This is a genomic window from Anderseniella sp. Alg231-50, assembly GCF_900149695.1.
Lineage (GTDB): Bacteria > Pseudomonadota > Alphaproteobacteria > Rhizobiales > Aestuariivirgaceae > Anderseniella.
The window spans coordinates 388962-408516 of sequence record NZ_LT703003.1 but is presented as its reverse complement, the minus strand read 5'-3'; the positions used below and the strand labels follow the sequence as shown (position 1 = coordinate 408516).

Sequence of the window (19555 nt, the reverse complement as noted above, 5' to 3'; positions counted from 1 at the left end):
TGAGTTCAACTGAACCCATGAAATCGTTCAAGCAAGTTGGAAACGATCAGTTTTATGAATTTTGATTGCTTCAATCAAAAGTCACACTGATCTAAGAGGCAAGACAGGAAATGGAATTTAGTCCGGAATTGACGAAAGTCGCGTTTGTGGTATTCGCGGCCTTGAGTGTGGGCGGCCTGGCAATCGGTCTGCTGTTTCCATACTTCTCGGGTCAGGCAGACGTCAACAGGCGTGCCCGTCGGGTCACGTCGGGAGAGGTCAGTGCCAAAGCCAAGACCGGCGGCAAGGACAAATCCGCCGCGCGGCGTCGCCAGATTCAGGATACCCTGAAACAATTTGAAGAAGCGGAAAAGAAGCGCCGCAAGAAACTGACTGTGCGTCAGATGATTGGCCAGGCGGGGCTCGATATCTCGATGAACGCGTTCGTTATCACGTCGATCATTGTCGGAGTGGTTTTCTTCATTGGTTCGTTTGTCGTCGGGGTTCCGATTTATGTTTCGGCCGTCGCCGCCATAGTCGGAGCGTTTGGCCTGCCACGCTGGTTCCTGAACTATCTGGCAAAACGCCGTCGCGAGACCTTTCTGCGGGAATTTGCCGATGCAATTGACGTGATGGTGCGCGGTATCAAGGCCGGACTTCCGGTGTCTGATGCACTCAAGGTGATTGCAAAGGAAACGCCTGCTCCCGTGGGCCCGGAATTTTCCGACGTGGTTGAAGGCCAGCGTCTCGGGATTACCATCGAACAGGGCCTGGAGCGCATGTATGAGCGCATGCCGCTGGCAGAAGTGAACTTCCTGGCCATTGTGATGGCCATTCAGGCCAAAACCGGCGGTAACCTTGCTGAAGCTCTTGGCAATCTGTCGCGTGTGTTGCGTGACCGCAAGAAGATGAAGCAGAAAATTACTTCCGTGTCCCAGGAGGCTAAAGCATCTGCCGCTATCATTGGCGCGCTTCCGTTCGTGATTGCCGGAGCCATGATGGTGCTCAACCCGACTTATCTGAATCCGCTGTTTGAAACCAAAATCGGCAACGTGATGCTGTTGGGCTCGGGACTGTGGATGAGCTGTGGCGTGCTGGTCATGCGTAAAATGATCAACTTCGATTTCTGATCAAACTGGAAACTAGACCATCATGATCGAGTTTATTTATTCCCTGCTGGAACCGCGTAATCTGATTACGATCCTCGTCGCAATAACAGCGTTTGCAACCGTTGTGACATTGACGGCACCGTTGCTCCAGGGCGACAAGGCCGAGGCCCGCATGAAGACCCTGGCGGTCGAGCGTGACAAGTTGCGCACTCAAAATCGCCAGAATCTGCAGGACAAGGATAACAAGCGCCTCAGGGACAATGCTCCGAAGGGTGTTGCCGCCCAGATTGTGGACGCACTGAACCTCAAGAATGTTCTGGAGGCGGAAACCTCTCGAATCCGATTGCGGCAAGCCGGACTTCGCTCGGAAAAGCATCTGGTGACGTATCTCGCTGCCAGGGCAATCACGCCGATTGTCGCCGGTGTCATCGTGTTTGTGTATTCTTCCACCGTGTTTGCCGATCAGGTCACCGGCTCCATGCGCATAACCACCGCGCTGATTGGTGCCGTTGCCGGCTTCTACCTGCCGAACCTGTTCCTTACCAATATCATCAAGCGCCGCCAGCAGTCGATTCAGCGGGCGTGGTCCGATGCACTTGATCTGTTGCTGATTTGCGTAGAGTCAGGCATGTCCGTCGAGGCTGCTCTGGCTCGCGTATCGCAGGAAATCGGGTCGCAGTCGGTGCCGCTTGCTGAAGAACTGACGCTGACGATCGCAGAGCTTTCATTCATCGGCGACCGCAGCAAGGCTTTTGAAAACCTGGCGCAACGTACCGGCATGGCAACCGTGAAATCGGTTGTGACCAGTCTTGTGCAGTCGGAACGTTATGGTACGCCGATCGGCGTTGCACTGCGCGTGCTTGCGCAGGAAAACCGCGATGACCGCATGGCCATGGCTGAAAAGAAAGCCGCTGCACTGCCGCCGAAACTGACGGTACCAATGGTCGGCTTCTTCCTGCCGGTTATCTTTATCGTGCTGCTTGGTCCCGCCGGCATCCTCGCTTTCGGGTCCTGACACCGCACTACACGAACGACCGCTACCAAAAAGGCCGGATCCTCAATGAGGTCCGGCCTTTTCATTTGGGCTCTGCAAGAGATGGGCCGCGAAGCATACGGTCAGGTCAAGGATCAGCTGGCGGCTTTCATCTGCTGCCAGGTGTTTCTCTGGTTCAGCATGCGTTTGAGAAACGCCAGGTTCTGTTCCACCTGCTCAGGCGGCAGGTCACGGCTTGCAATTTCGCTTGCTTCCTTGAACCTGCCCTGCAGTCCGACCGACAGTGCCAGATTCTGGCGCAGCGTCTGGTTGAATTCACCTTCCGGCAGCCTCTGTGCGGCCCGCAGTGAAGTTTCAGCCTGTCTGAGGTTGCCCTCGAGAATATAGGACATGCCGATATTGTTGTGGATCGAAACCTTTTTCGGCTGCTGGGCCAGTGCGCTTTGATAGGCGGCACGGGCCTGGCTGTGTTTGCCGGTCTGATCGTAGGCCGATCCAAGCGCCGAATACACTTTCCAGTTGTTTTCACCGGCGCCAATGGCCTTGTTCAATTGTTTGATGCCGGCTTTCGGGCGGCCGGACAAAACCAGCTCCTTGCCCAGATAGGCGACCAGTTTTGCGTCATCGGGATTGTGCGTCAGTGTTGTTTCCAGGACCTTGATCACCGCGGTCTTGTTGCCACTGGCATCCAGCAGCCGCGCATAGGTGACAGCCCGTCGAACGCTGTGCGGTTTCTCTCTCCACGCATTTGCAGCTTCCGCCGTCGCCCGGATGGAAGGTTGCGGCGCTGCGGAACCGGTGACAACGGGATCTGCCGCTTCGGACGAGAGTTTGTTGTCGCCGGCACACCCGGTGAGTAGCAGCGCTGCCGTGCAGGCCGCAGCTGTCAGTTGTTGACGCATTGTCATTGTAGGTCGTTGCCGCCGCATATGTTCACCCCTATCGATGGAATCACCGACTGGCCGTTAATCTCAAAGCCGATCTTGGAGCGCGAACTCTCAATAAACTGTTAACCATGATTGACGGTCTGTTGCGCGACCGCCATTTTGTGGCACACAGTCGAAACCTCCAGGCAAATTGCATTCAGTGTTTGCCGGCTCCACCCAGCAAGGTGCAACCAGCCATGATACCTGCAAAATCAATTCTTCTGAGCGCGTCAAAAGCCGGCAAAGCCGTACCTGTGCATGCGTTGACGCCCGATATGCTGCCCGCACTGGTCAAGTCCCTGTCGGCTGTCCAGAAAGCCTGGATCGAGGCCAATGGCTTCAAGGCCAAGCCCAACACCCACTTGTGCATTGCCGGTAATGACGGCAGCCTGGCGATGGTGCTGTATGGCGCCCGCACCGAAGACGATGCCGATCCTTTTGAACCGGGTACGTTGTCGTCCGCACTGCCGTCTGGTGATTATGATCTGGCGTCCGGATTTTCCAACCCGGATCTGGTTGCGCTGGGTTGGATACTGCACAGCTACAAATTCACTCGCTATCTGAGCAGCAAGAAGACGGCCAAATCCGGCCAGGGTGCCCGGCTGGTGTGCCCTGACGGTGTGGACCGGCCCGGCCTGCTGGCCCGCGCCGACGCGGTTATGCTGGGGCGCGATCTGATCAACACGCCGGCGGAGGACATGGGCCCGTCCCAGCTGGAAGCAGCAGTGCGCGATGCCGCCCGGCAGTTCAAGGCGGAAGTGACCGTCACCAAGGGATCAGTGCTGCAGAAGAAGTTTCCCTTGATCCATGCGGTCGGACGCGCCTCGGATGATGCGCCACGTCTTCTGGATTTGCGCTGGGGGCCGCAGCGGGCGCCCAAGGTCACCCTGGTCGGCAAAGGCGTGTGTTTCGACACCGGCGGGCTGGACCTGAAATCGGCCGCCGGCATGGTCTTGATGAAAAAGGATATGGGGGGCGCTGCAGCCGTGCTGTCGCTTGCATCCATGATCATGGCGGCACAGCTGAATGTCCGGCTGCGCGTGTTGATCCCGGCGGTTGAAAACGCCGTGGCAGGTAACGCTTTCCGGCCGGGCGATGTCCTGGCCAGCCGAAAGGGGTTGAGCGTGGAGATTGGCAACACCGACGCGGAAGGCCGTCTTGTGCTGGCCGACGCTCTCGATCTGGCAGATGCCGAACGCCCGGAACTGCTGATAGACATGGCAACCCTTACCGGCGCCGCGCGTGTGGCGCTTGGTCCGGACCTGCCGCCGTTTTACACCGATGATGATGAACTGGCTGCCCAGCTTGCGCGCCATTCCATGACGAGCAGTGATCCCGTCTGGCGTTTGCCGTTCTGGCATCGCTACAACGACATGTTTTCAAGCAAGATTGCCGATATCAACAATGCCGGTACCGGCGGCTTTGCCGGGTCCATAACAGCCGCGCTGTTTCTCAAGAGGTTTGTGGAGAAAGCGCGCTGCTATGTTCATCTCGACATATATGGCTGGGTGCCTGCCGCACGGCCTGGAAGGCCCGCGGGCGGCGAACCGCAGGCAGCACGTGCCCTGTTTTCCCTGCTGAGTGAGCGTTATCCTGGAGAGTAGGGCGTTTCCGGCTCAGATAATTCTTGTGCTGCGTCTGGAATCACGTTTAAATGAAACGGGTCCGTAACGATTTTTGATGGATGCTCTGTCATGTAACGGATCGGACCTGGTTGTTCTGGTAAGTTGTGATGTGTGCAAGTGAGTGGCAGTCGCTCTTGAAAAGAGCGGGTGAAGAACCGGATGAGTATTCAACTGACAACGGCTGAAGTTCTGGGCTTGTGGCACAATGTGCACCTGGCGCTGGTTCGTGATGATGAACCGGATTTGTCTGCCCGCCAGGTCACTATATTGTTGACCGTCTATCTGGAGGCGCCGCCACATACGGTTCGTGATCTGGCGGCGCGTCTCGGGGTGTCAAAACCGGTCATCACCCGGGCTCTGGACACAATGGGTAAACTGGGGCTTGTCAGCCGGCGCCGGGATGACAAGGACAGGCGCAATGTGCTCATCCAGCGGACCGTAGAAGGAGCGTTGTTTGTTGAACGCCTTGCCGATACTATTTCAGTGCGCGCACAAGAGTTGAGAACAGATCTATGACCCTTGATCCACGTCTTCATGCCTATCGCGAGGATATTGCCGACATCGCATTGCGCGGCAAGGTCGAAGCACTGCGCTTCGTAAAACCCGAACTGCGCCAGATTTCGGTTTCCATTGCCTCGGTTCATGCAGAACCGCGCATGGATGCAACGACGGTAACCGAGGCCCTGCTGGGAGAGCAGGTCAATGTATTCCAGGTCCAGGACGGCTGGGCCTTTGTGCAACTGGTCATTGACAGCTATGTGGGCTACCTGCCGGCACGCTGCCTGACCAACCAGGTGATGGAAACCACTCATCGTATCGCGGTGCCTTCGACACTGCTGTACGTCAAGCCGGATATCAAGTCGAACCCCGTACAGCACGTCTACATGAACTCGCTTGTGTCTGCGATCAAGATCGAGGGGGATTTTGCGCGTTTGCGGGATCATCGCTTCGTCTGGCTCAAGCATCTGATGCCGTCAGGCAAGAACTGGGATGATCCGGCAACCATAGCCGAAGCCTTCGTCAATGCGCCGTACCTGTGGGGTGGCAAAAGTGCCGCTGGCCTGGATTGTTCCGGTCTTGTGCAACTGGCGTGGCAGGCGTGCGGCTTTGACTGCCCGCGCGATTCCGACATGATCCAGAACGGGTTTGGAAAACCGCTGAAGCGGGATCGCGACCTCAGGCTTGCGCGTAATGACATGGTGTTCTGGAACGGCCACATCGGGCTGATGCTGGACGCAACCAATCTGATCCATTCAAATGGCCATCACATGCAGGTTGTGGTCGAACCGCTAAGCGGCGCAATCAAGCGCATTGCCAATCTGTACGGTCAGGTCACCGGTGTTTCCCGGGTGCCGGAGATGTACAAGGCCGAAGGTGCCAGTGAGGCGGCTCAGTAGCCGGCCTGGCGGCTCACCACGTTCTGCAGATCCTCGCCTGCTTCACGCCGTTTGATCTGGCCCAGAATGTATTTGCACAAGGCTTCAGGATCGCTGTCGGCGGCATTGTGAGGGGTGAGTGTTACCTTGGGGTGGCTCCATAACCGGCTGTCGGTGGGCAGCGGTTCGATTTCAAACACATCCAGTGTCGCAGCGCCCAGTTCGCCGGCATCAAGGCTTGCCAGTATGTCGTCCTCGACCTGGAGCTTGCCGCGTCCGGCATTGATCAGCACCGGTGCGCCCAGTGGTCCGTCAGATTTAAGTTTCCGGAACAGGTCGCGATTGAGGATGCCTTGGGTATCCGGCGTATGCGGCAACAGGCACACCAGGATATCGCTCACGCCCAGAAACGCATCCAGTTCGTCCTGGCCGGCATATGCAGTGACACCGTCGATCTGCTTTGCAGAATTGCTCCAGCCGTTTACCTGGAATCCGAGGTGAACCAGCTTCTCAGCCGCATCGCGGCCCAACTCGCCGAGGCCCATTATGCCGACACACATGGAAGCCGCTGACCATTGCGGTCTTTCCGTCCAGTCCAGTTTCGCCTGGTCTGCGTCCAGGAGCCTTTGCTGGCGGTGATGCATCAGCACATGCAGGCAGACATATTCGCTCATCCGCATGGTCAGGTCCGGATCGACCACCCGCACCAGCGGCACATCGGGTAATTTCGGTTCACGCAGAATATGGTCGACACCGGCACCAAGTGAAAAGATGGTCTTCAGGTTTGAAAACCCGGCAAGAACACCCTCCGGCGGTTGCCACGCCAGTGCATATTCAATGTCTTCAGGCGCAGTGTCGTCGTCAGGCCATTTGCAGACGTCGAGTTCCGGAGCCAGTGCTGCAAACCGGTCGATCCAGGGTTGCGGATCCCATCGTGATATGACCAGGGCGAGTTTCGTCATGCCTACTGTGCAATCTCCACGCCATGTTCGGTTTTCAGATCGAATGCGGCCGCAAGCAGAGCCCGTGTGTAGTCGGTTTCAGGCTTGTCGAAAATCTGTTGTGCCGGACCTTGTTCCACCACCAGTCCGTTGCGCATGACAACCACGTCATTGGCCAGCGCACGCACCACCTTCAGGTCGTGGCTGATAAACAGGTAGGCAAGGTCATGATCTTTCTGAAGCTTGCGCAAAAGGTCGACGATCTGTGCCTGCACCGACATGTCCAGCGCGCTGGTCGGCTCGTCCAGCATGACAAACTTCGGTTCCAGCACCATGGCGCGCGCAATGGCAATGCGCTGGCGCTGGCCGCCGGAAAACTCATGTGGATAGCGATCCATTGCGGCAGCGGGGACGGCGACCTCTTCCAGCACTTTCGCAATCCGCTCGGTGCGTTGATCATAGCTTAGTTCGGGTTGCTGGATCAGCAGTCCCTCCTCGACGATCTGGCGTATCGACATGCGTGGTGACAGGGAGCCGTAGGGGTCCTGAAACACCACCTGCATGTCTCTGCGCAGCGGGCGCATGTCCTTCTCGGTCTTGTCATCGATCCGGTCGCCCATGTAGACGATCTGGCCTTCCGAACTGATCAGCCTGAGAAGTGCCAGACCCAGTGTTGTCTTGCCTGATCCGGACTCGCCGACCACACCCAGCGTCTGGCCTGCACGCACGGTGACGGAGACATGGTTGCAGGCCTTGACGTGACCCACGGTGCGGCGGAAAAACCCGCGCTTGATGGGGAACCAGACCTTCAGGTCCGTGGTTTCGACCACAACCGATGCAGAAGCATCCGCCTGCGGGGGTTTGCCCTTTGGTTCAGCTTCCAGAAGCATTTTTGTGTAGGCGTTTTTCGGCTTGGCGAACAGTGTCCCGGTGGGCCCGGCTTCGACGATTTTGCCCTGCTGCATGACGCACACATGGTCTGACACATTGCGCACAATGCCGAGATCGTGGGTGATCAGCACGATCGCCATGCCGAACTCCTTCTGCAGGTCACGCAACAATTCAAGGATCTGCGCCTGCACAGTCACATCAAGCGCCGTGGTCGGCTCGTCGGCAATCAGCAGTTCAGGATTGTTGGCCAGTGCCATGGCAATCATCACGCGCTGGCGCTGGCCGCCTGACAACTGGTGCGGGTAGGCGCCAAGCCGACTCTCGGCATCGCGGATACCGACCTTTGCCAGAAGTTCCAGCGTGCGCTCGCGGGCCTGGGTTTCCCCCATGCCCTGATGGACTTCCAGAATTTCGCCGATCTGCCGCTCGATCGTATGCAGCGGATTAAGCGACGTCATCGGCTCCTGGAAGATCATGGTGATGTCGTTGCCGCGCACCCGGCGCAGGTCGCTCTCGTCACTGTCCAGCAACTCTTCGCCCTTGAACAGGACGGAACCGGACGGATGATGAGCTGCGGGGTAGGGAAGCAGCTTGAGGACGGACAGCGCGGTGACGGACTTGCCGGATCCGGACTCACCCACCAGGGCCAGTGTCTCGCCGCGTTTGACCTCGAACGACACGCCGTTGACGGCATGGGTCACGGTTTCGCCCTGCCGGAAGTCCACTGCCAGGTCTTTCACGCTCAGCAGCACGTTGTTGTCGGTGCTCATGAGAACGTCTTCCTCGGATCAAACGCATCACGTACACCTTCACCGATAAACACCAGCAGCGACAGCATGATGGACACGACTGCAAATCCGGTCAGGCCCAGCCAGGGCGCCTGCAGGTTGGCCTTGCCCTGGGCCAGGAGCTCGCCCAGCGAGGCGGATCCGGGCGGCAGTCCAAAGCCGAGGAAATCAAGCGCGGTCAGGGTGGTAACGGAGCCCGACAGGATGAAAGGCATGAATGTAACGGTGGCCACCATTGCGTTCGGCAACAGATGCTTGAACATGATCTTGCGGTCGGTGAGACCGAGCGCACGTGCGGCCCTGACATATTCGAAATTTCGCCCGCGCAGGAATTCTGCCCGCACCACCCCGACAAGGGCAGTCCAGGAAAACAGCAGCATGATGCCGAGCAGCAGCCAGAAATTGGGTGTCAGGAATGCCGCCAGGATGATCAGCAGGTACAGCGTGGGGATGGATGTCCAGATCTCGATAAAGCGCTGGAACAGCAAGTCCGTCCAGCCGCCGAAATAGCCCTGGACCGCACCTGCCGCCACTCCGACGATCGACGACAAGACGGTGAGGATGAGCCCGAACAGGACCGATATGCGGAAGCCGTAAATCAGCCTGGCGATAACATCGCGGCCCTGATCATCGGTGCCCAGCCAGTTCATGTTGCCGAAGACGCAGTTTATGTCATCAACGCCGTTGTCATAGCGTGCACAGGCTTTGTCTTTCGCCAATGATATGGCCGGTGGTGACGGGGCGGGGCTGGGCAGTTCATTGTTGACCGTTTGATAGCTGTAGCGGATCGGCGGCCAGATCATCCAGCCGCTGCCGTTGACCTCTTCCTGGATGAACGGGTCGCGGAAATCGGTTCGAGCAAGAAACCCGCCGAACTTGGACTCCGGATAATCGGCAAACACGGGCATCAGTATCTCGCCCTTGTAACTTGCAATAATCGGCCGGTCGTTGGCGATGAACTCTGCACACAGCGATGCAAGAAACAGAAACAGGAATATCCAGAATGACCAGAACCCGCGCTTGTTCGCCTTGAACAGGGCCAGCCGACGCTGATTGATGCCGGACAGCCGCGACGGTTTTTGCGGCTTCAGTTCGACCTGATCGACTGTGGTGGTGGCGTCCATGATCACACCTGCCGTGATTCAAAGTCGATGCGCGGGTCGATCCAGGTGTAGATCAGGTCCGTCACCAGGTTCATGAACAACCCGAGCAGGGAGAAAATGTACAAGGTGGCAAACACCACCGGATAGTCGCGGTTAACCGCGGCCTCAAAGCCGAGCAGCCCAAGCCCGTCCAGGGAGAAAATCTGTTCGATCAGCAGCGAACCGGCGAAGAAGGCGGAGATAAACGCGCCGGGAAAACCGGCAATCACGATCAGCATGGCATTGCGGAAAACATGGCCGTACAGCACGCGCTTCTCGGTCAGCCCCTTGGCCCGTGCCGTGGTGACATACTGCTTCTTGATTTCGTCCAGGAACGAGTTTTTCGTCAACAGCGTCATGGTGGCAAACGAGGATACCGCCAGTGCGGTCAGCGGCAGCACCAGGTGCCAGGCATAGTCCAGCACCTTCTCCCACCAGCTGAGATCGGCAAAATTGTCCGACACCAGCCCTCGAAGCGGGAAGATGTTCCAGAACGAGCCGCCGGCAAACAGCACGACAAGCAGGATGGCGAACAGGAACGATGGTATGGCATAGCCCACGATAATGACGGCCGACGTCCAGACATCGAATTTTGAACCGTCGTGCACCGCTTTTGCCACGCCCAGCGGAATTGAAATCGCATAGGACACAAAGGTCAGCCACAGTCCCAGCGAGATCGAAACCGGCAGTTTTTCCTTGATCAGCTGCAATACCGGCACATCGCGGAAGTAGCTCTGCCCGAAATCGAACGTCGCGTAGTTCTTGAGCATGATGAAAAAGCGTTCATGGGCCGGCTTGTCAAACCCGAACTGCTCTTCCAGTTTCTTGATGAATTCCGGATCAAGACCCTGCGCGCCGCGATATTTGAAGCTGCCTTCGCTGCCACCAGCGCCACCCGGCGCCTGGCCGCCGCCGACTTCGCCGCCACCGGTGCCGCCGCCGATGCGCGCGGTTGCGCCGACATCGGTGCCTGCCAGTTGCGCGAGTACCCGCTCAACCGGGCCGCCGGGTGCGAACTGGATGATGGCAAACGAGATCAGCATTATCCCGAACAGTGTCGGGATCATCAGCAACAGTCGTTTGGCGATATATGCGCCCATGCATTTTTCCGGTCTGGTTTCGGTTTTTCTGTTTAAGGCAGGCTTTTGTGATTCGCTCTATGGACCGCGTTTCACACTAGCGGCCCTGGCGCCATCAATCCACCATGTGTCGAATACGGCCCTGGCGAAGCGCGGTTTGGTCTCCGGTTTTCCGAATATGTTCCAGTACGCCAGCGTATGTGCACCCTTGTACCATTGCGGCACCCAGAACTGTTCTGCCCGCAACACCCGGTCCAGCGTCTTTGCGGCAACCGTCAGCGATTTCCGGTCCTCAGCCTGCATGATCTTTTCTATCAGCGTATCCACGGCCTTGTTCTTGATCCCGGCAAGATTGAAGCTGCCCGGTGTTTCTGCGTTGGCTGATCCAAAAAACGCCTTCAACTCGACACCAGGTGTTTCGGGCATTGAAAACCGCTGCACGGCGACATCAAAATCAAAATTCTTCAATCTTTCCTGATACTGGGCGGCTTCCACCTGACGGATCGACGCATCAATGCCCAGCAATTTGAGGTTGCGTACATAAGGCCCGATGATGCGTTCGAATGTTGGGGCGAAAATCAGGAACTCCACCGTCAGCGGTTTGCCTTCGGCGTTGACCCGGGTACCGTTCCTGACCTCCCACCCGGCTTCGCCCAACAGGTCGGCGGCCTTGCGCAGCATTTTCCGATCCTGGCCGGATCCGTTGCTGACCGGTGGCTCGTAGACGGCGTCAAACGTGGCAGCCGGCAGCAAGTCTTTCAGCGGTTGCAGCAGAGCCAGTTCCTCAGTCGTTGGTTTGTCGGAGGCGCGCAAAACTGAATTTTCAAAGAATGAGCCGGTGCGCTTGTAGGCATCGAAGAACAGGTTCTTGTTGGTCCATTCAAAATCAAACGCCATGTCCAGCGCCTTGCGCACCCGAATGTCGGCGAACTTGTCGCGCCGCATGTTCAGGAAGAAGCCTTGTGCACCCGACGCCCGCGCATCCGGCAGGGTTTCCTTGATCAGACGGCCTTCTTTCACCGCCGGAATGTCGTACTCGGTCGCCCAGCTTTTTGAAGTGAACTCCTCGCGCAGGTCCAGATTGCCTGCCTTGATCGCTTCCAGTTCTGCCGTCCGGTCACGGAAATACAGCAATTTTATCTCATCGAAATTATATCGTCCGCGATTGACCGGCTTGTCCTTGGCCCAGTAGTCCTGCCTGCGTTCATAGGTGATGAACTGGCCCTGCTTGAGTTGCTTTACCTTGTAGGGCCCGGACCCCAGTGGCGGGGCCAGTGTGGTCTTGTCGAACTCGTTGGCCTCATAGAACGCCTTGGAGAAAACCGGCAGCACGGCGACAGTTGCCGGCAGGTCACGAACATTGGAGCCCTTGAACTTGTAGGTTGCCTGGTTGGCGCCATCGACCGTGCAGCTCTCCACATCGCCCAGCGATATCTGGTAACTGGGGTGGCCCTTGTCTTTCAGCAGGCCGAAAGTGGCACATACATCATCCGCGGTCAGTTTTGATCCGTCGGAAAAGGCGGCAGCCTCGTCCAGCACGAAGGTGACGCTCATCCGGTCTGCTGCGACATCTGCCGTTTTCGCAACCAGCGAATATACCGCATCCGGTTCGTTTTGATTGCGCACCATGAGTGTATCGAACAGCAATGTCAGTTCCTGCGCCGCAACGCCTTTCAGGATAAAGCCGTTCAGGCTGTCGAATGTGATGCGGCCTGCCGTGCCCAGCGTTGTGATCCGCCCGCCCTTCGGCGCGTCCGGGTTGACATAGGGAAGCCGGTCAAAGTCTTCAGACAGGGCCAGTTCGCCAAAGGCCGATATGCCGTGGCGGGGCTCCGCCAGTGCGCCACCGGTTGCCAGCAACACCCCCAGCGCGCCTGCGAACACCGCCCGCATCAGGTTTTTACCTTTGCTGCTTTTGCTTCGTCGAACCACCAGATGGAGGGGAAGCCGAGTGAATGATCCGGTTGCACATCCGGCTTGCCGAAACGATTCCAGTAGACCACACGCTGATACGGGATATGCCACATGGGCACGACGAAATGGTTCCATAACAAGGCCCTGTCCAGCGCCTTGGTGGCTGCCACGAGTCCTTCCCTGTCCTTGGCGAAAATCACCTTGTCGATCAACTGGTCAATGGCTTCGTCCTTGATGCCGACGATGTTGCGGCTGCCATTGCGCTCGGCGGACGCCGAACCCCAGAAATCCCGCTGTTCATTGCCGGGTGACAGCGATTGCCCCCAGCTGCCGACGATTATGTCGAAGTCAAAGGTCTGGACGCGCCTTGTGTACTGGCTGTCGTCGACCGTGCGCACCCTGGTCTGGATGCCCAGCAGTTTCAGCTGTTGCACGTAAGGCAAAACGATGCGTTCAAACAGCGGAGACACCAGCAGGAACTCTATCGAAAAGGCTTCGCCCTTGGCATTGCGCAGCACCCGTTTGGCATCGACTTTCCAGCCTGCTTCCTGCAGCAGCTTGGCAGCGGAACGCAGGTTCTTGCGCTTGTTTTTCTGTGAGCCATAGACCGGATTGGTGTACTCGGTGGTGAACACTTCAGGAGGCAGCTTGTCCTTCAGCGGCTCAAGTATCGCCAGTTCGGCATCTCCGGGCTTGCCCGTTGCCGCCAGTTCGGAATTCGAAAAGAAGCTGTTGGTGCGCACATACTGGCCAAAAAACAGGTTCTCATTGGCCCATTCAAAGTCGAACGCCAGGTTAAGTGCCTTGCGCACCCGTGCATCGGCAAACTTTTCGCGCCGGGTATTGATGGCGAAGCTCTGCATGCCCTGCGAATTCTGCAGTGTGATCTCTTCCTTGATCACATCGCCTCTTTTCACGGCCGGAAAATCATAGGCCGTTGCCCAGTCCTTCGAGGAGTTCTCCACCCGAAAGTCATACTCGTCGCCCTTGAACGCCTCCAGCGCCACCGTGCTGTCGCGATAGTAGATGGTGAAAATCTCGTCGAAATTGTTCTGTCCGCGATTGACCGGCAGATCCTTGCCCCAGTAATCATCTGCCCGTTTCAGTGTAATGGATCGTCCGGGTTTCACGCTGGCTACCTTGTAGGCGCCATTGCCCAACGGTGCCTCCAGGGTGGTCTCCGCGAGATTGCGGGCTTCGCCCTTGTCGTTCTTGCCGGTCCACCAGGCTTTCGACAGCACCGGCAGTTGGCCAACGATCTGCGGCAGTTCGCGATTTCCGCTTTCGGAAAACTTGAACATCACTTCCCGGTCCCCGGTTTTTTCACCGGACACCACGTTCTTGTAATAGAAATTGTACGCCGGGTGCGCCTTTTTCAGCTCGGTCATCGACCAGATCACATCTTCCGGTGTAACCGGTGATCCATCGTGGAATTTCGCTTCCGCGCGCAGCTTGAATGTCACGGAAGAAAAATCATCCGGCATTTTTGCAGCTTCAGCGATCAGCCCGTATTCCGAACCGGCTTCGTCAAGTGATGATGCCATCAGGTTGTCTATCGTCAACCCGATCACACTGGTCGCATTGCCCTTGAAGGTATAGGGGTTGAGACTGTCAAATGTGCCGACAGAGAACCGTCTGGCCCGCCCGCCCTTGGGCGCGTCTACATTCACATAGTCGAACTTCTCAAAACCGGCGGGGTATTTCAGGTCACCGAACAGCGAAAGGCCGTGGCGCCATTCGTCTGCTTGCGCGCTGGCGGTCGTTTGCACTGAAAACGGAAGGCCTGCAGCGCCTGCAGCGGCGGTAAGTTGGAGTAGGGTTCTGCGATCTATCAAGGTCGGCTCCTGTGAACGGCAACATGCATAAACAATAGCGTTACGTCATATATGTGAAGTCTATGGGCTTCGCGCACAAAATAAAACACCGGCAGCACGCTACCGGTGTGAAATCTTCGTAATCATCTCGTGAACGCAACAGCCCTCAAAAGGGTCAGTTTACTCCTTCGGCTGTTCTGCCGCAGGGGCCGTCTCCGTCGCTTGTTCCGTTGCAGCTTCTTCTGCTTTCGGCTGTTCTGCTGAAGCTGCCGCGTCCACGGGTAACTCGGCAGGGTTTGCAGACAGTGTGCGCATATAGGCCAGCAGATTGGCCCGCTTGGCGTCGCCCTTCATGCCGCCATAGCTCATTTTGGTGCCGGGCGCCCATGCCTTTGGCTTGGTGAGGAAGGCATTCAGGTTGTCAAATGTCCATTTTTCCGACGCCTTTTCCTTCAGAGCGTCAGAATAGCTGAACCCGTCACGAGTGCCGATTGCATGATCGACAATGTCGTAAAGGTTAGGGCCGACCTTGTTCTTGCCGCCGTCTTCAACCGTATGGCAGGCCTTGCATGCCTTGAATGCGTTTTCGCCCTTTGCAGCATCGGCAGATGCCAGCAGGCTGGCGAGCGATACCTTGGGAGCTTCGGCTTCAGCAGCCTTTCCGGTCCCTTCAGCTTCAGGAATCTCGATGGCTATTGCCGTTTTTTCCGGCGTATCGGCATGATAAACGCCGTTTGCCACGATATTCAGTCCCATCACAAGAAGCACAGCACCCAGTCCGGCGCCGGCGATCTTGTTGATAGTCATTGTGTCCATTCCGAACATGCTAGCCCTCAAACCATCTTGTGTGACAACGGATGCAGCCACCCTGTCACTTTACCCCTTCCAATTCCGCGCGGAAACTAGTTGTTTCTATACGCGCGCGCAATACTTATAAGGCGCAAAGTGTCCATATGCCGCGCTGTTGTCCGGCAACACATCAGAACAGATTGACGAAGAAGGTTTTTTGACATGGCGGCCAACAGCCGAAAGATTGCCTATCAGGGCGAACCGGGAGCCAACTCTCACCAGGCGTGCATTGACGCGCGACCGGACCATGAACCGTTTGCCTGCCGGACGTTCGAAGACGCATTTGCCGCAGTGGCGACCGGTGAGGCGGAACTGGCCATGATACCGATCGACAACACGGTTGCAGGCCGGGTGGCCGATATTCACCATCTCATGCCGGCATCCGACCTGTTCATCACCGGCGAGCATTTCCTGCGGGTCAGGCATCAGTTGCTGGTGCTGCCCGGCACCAGGCCTGAAGACCTGAAACGGGTTACCTCACACACCCATGCACTGGGTCAGTGCCGCCGGTTGACGGCAGAAATGGGGCTGGAGGCCGCAGCCGCCGTGGACACTGCCGGAGCCGCCGCCGCGCTTGCCCAGTCGGGAGATCGTTCAACCGCCGTGATTGCCTCAAAGAAAGCGGCGGAGATCTATGGTCTTGAAGTCATGCATGCCGATATAGAGGACGAGGAACACAACACGACCCGGTTTGTCATTCTGTCGGCGGAACCCGATGATGCCGCACCTGAAGATGCGCCGGTGATCACGTCGTTCATTTTCACGGTACGCAACGTGCCGGCTGCCCTGTACAAGGCCATGGGCGGGTTTGCCACCAACGGTGTCAACATGATCAAGCTGGAATCCTACGTGGACGGGTCGTTCAATGTGGCCCAGTTCTACGCCGACATCGAGGGGCATCCGCAGAACAGGCCAGTTCGCCTGGCCCTTGAAGAGCTGGATTTCTTCACCAAGTCGCTGCGTGTGCTGGGCGTGTACAAGAGCTCGCCGCACCGTCTGGAACTGGCCAAACGTCGCGAGGCAATGGACACCACCGCGTAACCAGGCTCTAAGGTCTGTTCGGGTGGAAAAGGCGCTAACCGTCCATGATCTGCCTGATCAGGTGATGGGCAATGGAAATATCCGGCGGCAGTTGCAGACCGTCGGGGTGACTGCCATTGCCCATGGCGTTGATCTCGTCGAAGCTGAACCAGCGCGCATCATCAAGTTCGTCGGGATCGATGGTGATCTCCTCGCTGGTCGCCTCGCCGGCCATGCCCAGCATCAGGTTTGCCGGAAACGGCCATGGCTGGCTCATGACGTAGCGTACCTCGCCGACCCGGATGCCGGATTCCTCGAACACCTCGCGCCGCGCCGCATCCTCTGCCGTCTCGCCGGGTTCCACAAAACCGGCCAGTGTTGAATACATGCCGCTGGCAAACCGCGCCGAACGGCCAAGCAGCATGGATTGTCCCCGGGTTATGGCGATAATCGCAACCGGGTCGGTACGCGGAAAATGCTCTCCTGAACAGGTGTCACACACCCGCTTGTATCCGGCATCGTCCGGGCGGGTCGACGCGCCGCAATTTGAACAGAACCGGTGACGCACATGCCATTGCAGCAAGGCGCGCGCCTGTGCTGCCAGTCCGAGATTGTCATCGCTGACCAGTCCCTGCAGCGCAATGGATCTCAGGTCGAGCGCGATCATGCCGTCTGCCGGTTCAAGTTCGTTGTCGGCTGCTTGAGCCGCGAAATGGTTGACGCCCTCGGTGTCGATGCCCAAAAATACCGGTTCGGTGCCTTGCACCAGCACGGGCAGCTGTTCGCTCGAGTGCCATTGCATGCCACCGCTGCCTGCGGGCCCGGCATGAACCATCAGCTTGTCAGCGGTGAACACGGCGATCCTGGTGTCCGGCGCATTGAGTTTTTCCGAATACCATCCCGGTTCGCTGCGGTGGCCGGACAAACGGTCGAGTTTACCATCCATGAATGCCGGTTGGGTCCTGACCATAAGCATGCCTTCGATGAGTGTCGTATGAATTGATGGGATGAAATTACCTGCAACTGCTCCGGGTGTGCCATGCACCTGCATCACAGGCAAGACCCTTGCCGCAATACTTCCTTTGCCAGCACGCGACTTGTCCTCTTGCATCGCGCCTCAATCCGTCCGATATAGAAGGTGGGAGGTTGGCAGCAGACGCATCGCTCGCCAACCGGGTCAGGTCCGGAAGGAAGCAGCCCTAGTGAGTTTGGTTCGGGTTGCCCGTCCAGCCTCCCACTTCAAAAGCGGCTCAAGGCCGGCAAACCGGCGGGTTATGTCTGAAACAGCAGAAAACACCACAAATCCCAACACGCCCTATCGGGTGCTGGCGCGCAAGTATCGCCCGCAGACCTTTGAGGACCTGATCGGTCAGGATGCGATGGTGCGCACGCTCACCAATGCATTTGCCTCCGGCCGTATTGCACAGGCCTACATGCTCACCGGTGTTCGCGGCATCGGCAAGACCACCACCGCCCGCCTCATTGCCCGCGCGCTGAATTTTCAAAAGGCCGGCGAGGACACCGGTCCGTCCGTCGACCTGTCGGTAAAGGGCGAGCACTGCGACGCCATTCTTGAATCGCGTCATGTGGATGTGATCGAGATGGATGCGGCGTCTCACACAGGCGTCGACAATGTCCGCGAAATCAATGATGCGGTGAAATACAAGCCGGCATCAGCGCGCTACAAGGTCTACATCATCGACGAAGTGCACATGCTGTCCACAGCCGCCTTCAACGCCTTGCTGAAGACACTTGAAGAGCCGCCGCCGCATGTGAAGTTCATTTTTGCCACGACTGAAATCCGCAAGGTGCCGGTGACGGTTCTGTCGCGGTGCCAGCGCTTCGATCTGCGCCGCCTCGAGGCCGGGCTGCTGGTCGACCATTTCCAGCGGATTTCCGATCTGGAGGGTGTCAAGGCCGAGACCGAGGCGTTGGGCATGATAGCGCGCGCCGCGGAAGGCTCGGTTCGTGATGGCCTGTCCCTGCTCGATCAGGCCATTGCCTACGGAACCGACCAGGTTCGTGCCGACGATGTACAGTCGATGCTGGGCCTGTCTGACCGGGCTCGCATCATCGACCTGTTTGACGCCGTCATGCGCGGCGATGCGGCAGCGGCCATGGATGAACTCGAGGCGCAGCACAATCTGGGCGCGGATCCGGAAGTGATCATGGCTGATCTTGCCGGTTTCGTGCACTGGGTCACCAAGCTGAAAGTGTCGCCAAAATCTGCAGATGACGCTGCGGTGTCACAGGCCGAGCGAACCAGGGGCAAGGAGTTTGCCGGCAAGCTTGCCATGCCGGTGCTGGCTCGCAGCTGGCAGATGCTGTTGAAAGGCATGGAGGAGGTCTCGCGTGCCAACAATGCCCTGATGGCGGCGGAGATGCTGCTGATCCGGATGGCGCACGTTGCCGACATGCCGGCGCCCGAAGAACTGGCCCGCATTGTAAAGGGAGCAGATAGCGGCAGTGCCGCGTCGTCCGCGCAGGCCGCCGCGTCTTCGTCCGCTGCAGGCACGGAGACAGGGTCTTCGGTTGCAACGTCATCGCCAACGCCGGCTCAGGTTCCCGGTTCGCCGCCGGTTACCCATGCGCCGGTGATGACCGCGGCGCAACTCAAGCCGGCCGAACACGATGATGACGGCAATGCGGCTGAAAAACCGCCACAGCCAACCGGATTTGCGTCATTTGATGAACTGGTCGCCTATGTATCCAGCAAGCGCGATGTGAAACTGGTGCGCGAGCTGGAGCGCCACGTGCTGCCTGTATCGGTCGGCACAGGGCGCATTGAATTGTCACTGTTGCCTGATGCGCCCGCCGGCATAGCAAACGAGCTTTCCCGCCGCCTTGAGGCCTGGACGGGAAATCGCTGGATTGTCTCGGTGTCTACATCACAGACACCCGGCCAGACCATTGCGGATCAAAAGCGCGAGCGCCGTGACGATCTGTTTCGCCGGGCACGTGAAAGCGATGACGTACAGGCCGTATTGAAGGGGTTTCCACGGGCTGAAATCATGGAAGTGCGTGACTTGAGGGCGGAAACCGCGGCGCCGATTGACGAACAGCACGGGTTTGATGAAGAAGCCACTGATGATCTGGCTGACTGAAACT

Annotated in this window: 16 protein-coding genes and 1 other RNA gene; 8 read left to right on the top strand and 9 right to left on the bottom strand. The window is 58.0% G+C overall.

The annotated features are described in order from the left end of the window. Nucleotides 1-110 precede the first annotated feature (110 nt). Nucleotides 111-1109, top strand: a complete 999-nt coding sequence (locus tag DHN55_RS02000) for a type II secretion system F family protein (protein WP_108879731.1) — start codon at nt 111-113, stop codon at nt 1107-1109. Between the two features lie 22 nt (nt 1110-1131). After that, nucleotides 1132-2103: a type II secretion system F family protein gene (locus DHN55_RS01995; protein WP_337659811.1), complete on the top strand. Its 972-nt coding sequence runs from the start codon at nt 1132-1134 to the stop codon at nt 2101-2103. 113 nt (nt 2104-2216) lie between these two features. Here the strand turns inward: DHN55_RS01995 and DHN55_RS01990 are convergent, their stop codons facing one another. After that, nucleotides 2217-2990 (bottom strand): tetratricopeptide repeat protein, encoded by a 774-nt coding sequence (locus tag DHN55_RS01990; protein WP_337659810.1) that lies wholly within the window; start codon nt 2988-2990, stop codon nt 2217-2219. Nucleotides 2991-3205: 215 nt separating this feature from the next. Between DHN55_RS01990 and DHN55_RS01985 the strand changes: the two genes are divergently transcribed. The 3 genes from DHN55_RS01985 (at nt 3206) to DHN55_RS01975 (ending at nt 6030) form a co-directional block, all read left to right on the top strand. Then, entirely contained in the window at nt 3206-4612 is a 1407-nt protein-coding gene (locus tag DHN55_RS01985) for a leucyl aminopeptidase family protein (RefSeq protein ID WP_108881651.1), read from the top strand. Between the two features lie 180 nt (nt 4613-4792). Then, a complete protein-coding gene (locus DHN55_RS01980) occupies nt 4793-5149 on the top strand; it encodes a MarR family transcriptional regulator (RefSeq protein WP_108879729.1) in 357 nt (118 codons plus the stop codon). Next, nucleotides 5146-6030, top strand: a complete 885-nt coding sequence (locus DHN55_RS01975) for an NlpC/P60 family protein (protein ID WP_108879728.1) — start codon at nt 5146-5148, stop codon at nt 6028-6030. The genes DHN55_RS01980 and DHN55_RS01975 overlap by 4 nt, the downstream gene beginning before the upstream one ends. On the opposite strand, the gene DHN55_RS01970 is transcribed toward DHN55_RS01975, so the two are convergent. From DHN55_RS01970 to DHN55_RS01940, 7 genes are all read right to left on the bottom strand, one after another. Next, nucleotides 6024-6971, bottom strand: a complete 948-nt coding sequence (locus DHN55_RS01970; RefSeq protein ID WP_108879727.1) for an NAD(P)-dependent oxidoreductase — start codon at nt 6969-6971, stop codon at nt 6024-6026. The genes DHN55_RS01975 and DHN55_RS01970 overlap by 7 nt on opposite strands. Before the next feature lie 2 nt (nt 6972-6973). Beyond that, nucleotides 6974-8611, bottom strand: coding sequence for a dipeptide ABC transporter ATP-binding protein (locus DHN55_RS01965; protein ID WP_108879726.1), 1638 nt, complete (start codon nt 8609-8611; stop codon nt 6974-6976). After that, on the bottom strand, nt 8608-9753 hold the full coding sequence (locus tag DHN55_RS01960; RefSeq protein ID WP_108879725.1) for an ABC transporter permease subunit: 1146 nt from the start codon (nt 9751-9753) through the stop codon (nt 8608-8610). The genes DHN55_RS01965 and DHN55_RS01960 overlap by 4 nt, the downstream gene beginning before the upstream one ends. 2 nt (nt 9754-9755) lie before the next feature. Then, nucleotides 9756-10871, bottom strand: a complete 1116-nt coding sequence (locus DHN55_RS01955; RefSeq protein WP_108879724.1) for a microcin C ABC transporter permease YejB — start codon at nt 10869-10871, stop codon at nt 9756-9758. 57 nt (nt 10872-10928) lie between these two features. Further along, complete coding sequence (locus DHN55_RS01950; RefSeq protein ID WP_108879723.1) at nt 10929-12743, bottom strand: ABC transporter substrate-binding protein; 1815 nt, start codon at nt 12741-12743, stop codon at nt 10929-10931. Beyond that, entirely contained in the window at nt 12743-14599 is a 1857-nt protein-coding gene (locus DHN55_RS01945; RefSeq protein WP_108879722.1) for an ABC transporter substrate-binding protein, read from the bottom strand. Before DHN55_RS01945 ends, DHN55_RS01950 begins: the two co-directional genes overlap by 1 nt. Before the next feature lie 159 nt (nt 14600-14758). After that, nucleotides 14759-15385, bottom strand: a complete 627-nt coding sequence (locus tag DHN55_RS01940; protein ID WP_337659809.1) for a c-type cytochrome — start codon at nt 15383-15385, stop codon at nt 14759-14761. 204 nt (nt 15386-15589) lie between these two features. On the opposite strand from DHN55_RS01940, the gene DHN55_RS01935 reads away from it, so the two are divergent. Next, on the top strand, nt 15590-16468 hold the full coding sequence (locus DHN55_RS01935; RefSeq protein ID WP_108879721.1) for a prephenate dehydratase: 879 nt from the start codon (nt 15590-15592) through the stop codon (nt 16466-16468). 34 nt (nt 16469-16502) lie between these two features. Here DHN55_RS01935 and nudC read toward each other — a convergent pair whose 3' ends face one another. Then, complete coding sequence (gene nudC, locus DHN55_RS01930; RefSeq protein ID WP_337659808.1) at nt 16503-17393, bottom strand: NAD(+) diphosphatase; 891 nt, start codon at nt 17391-17393, stop codon at nt 16503-16505. Nucleotides 17394-17586: 193 nt separating this feature from the next. Here nudC and ffs point away from each other — a divergent pair. Together ffs and DHN55_RS01920 are read left to right on the top strand one after the other, a co-directional pair. Further along, an RNA gene (gene ffs, locus DHN55_RS01925) (signal recognition particle sRNA small type) lies at nt 17587-17687 on the top strand. 34 nt (nt 17688-17721) lie between these two features. Next, nucleotides 17722-19551 carry a DNA polymerase III subunit gamma/tau gene (locus DHN55_RS01920; protein WP_108879719.1) on the top strand — a complete coding sequence of 610 codons (1830 nt, stop codon included), beginning with the start codon at nt 17722-17724 and terminating at the stop codon, nt 19549-19551. The last annotated feature ends 4 nt before the right edge of the window (nt 19552-19555 follow it).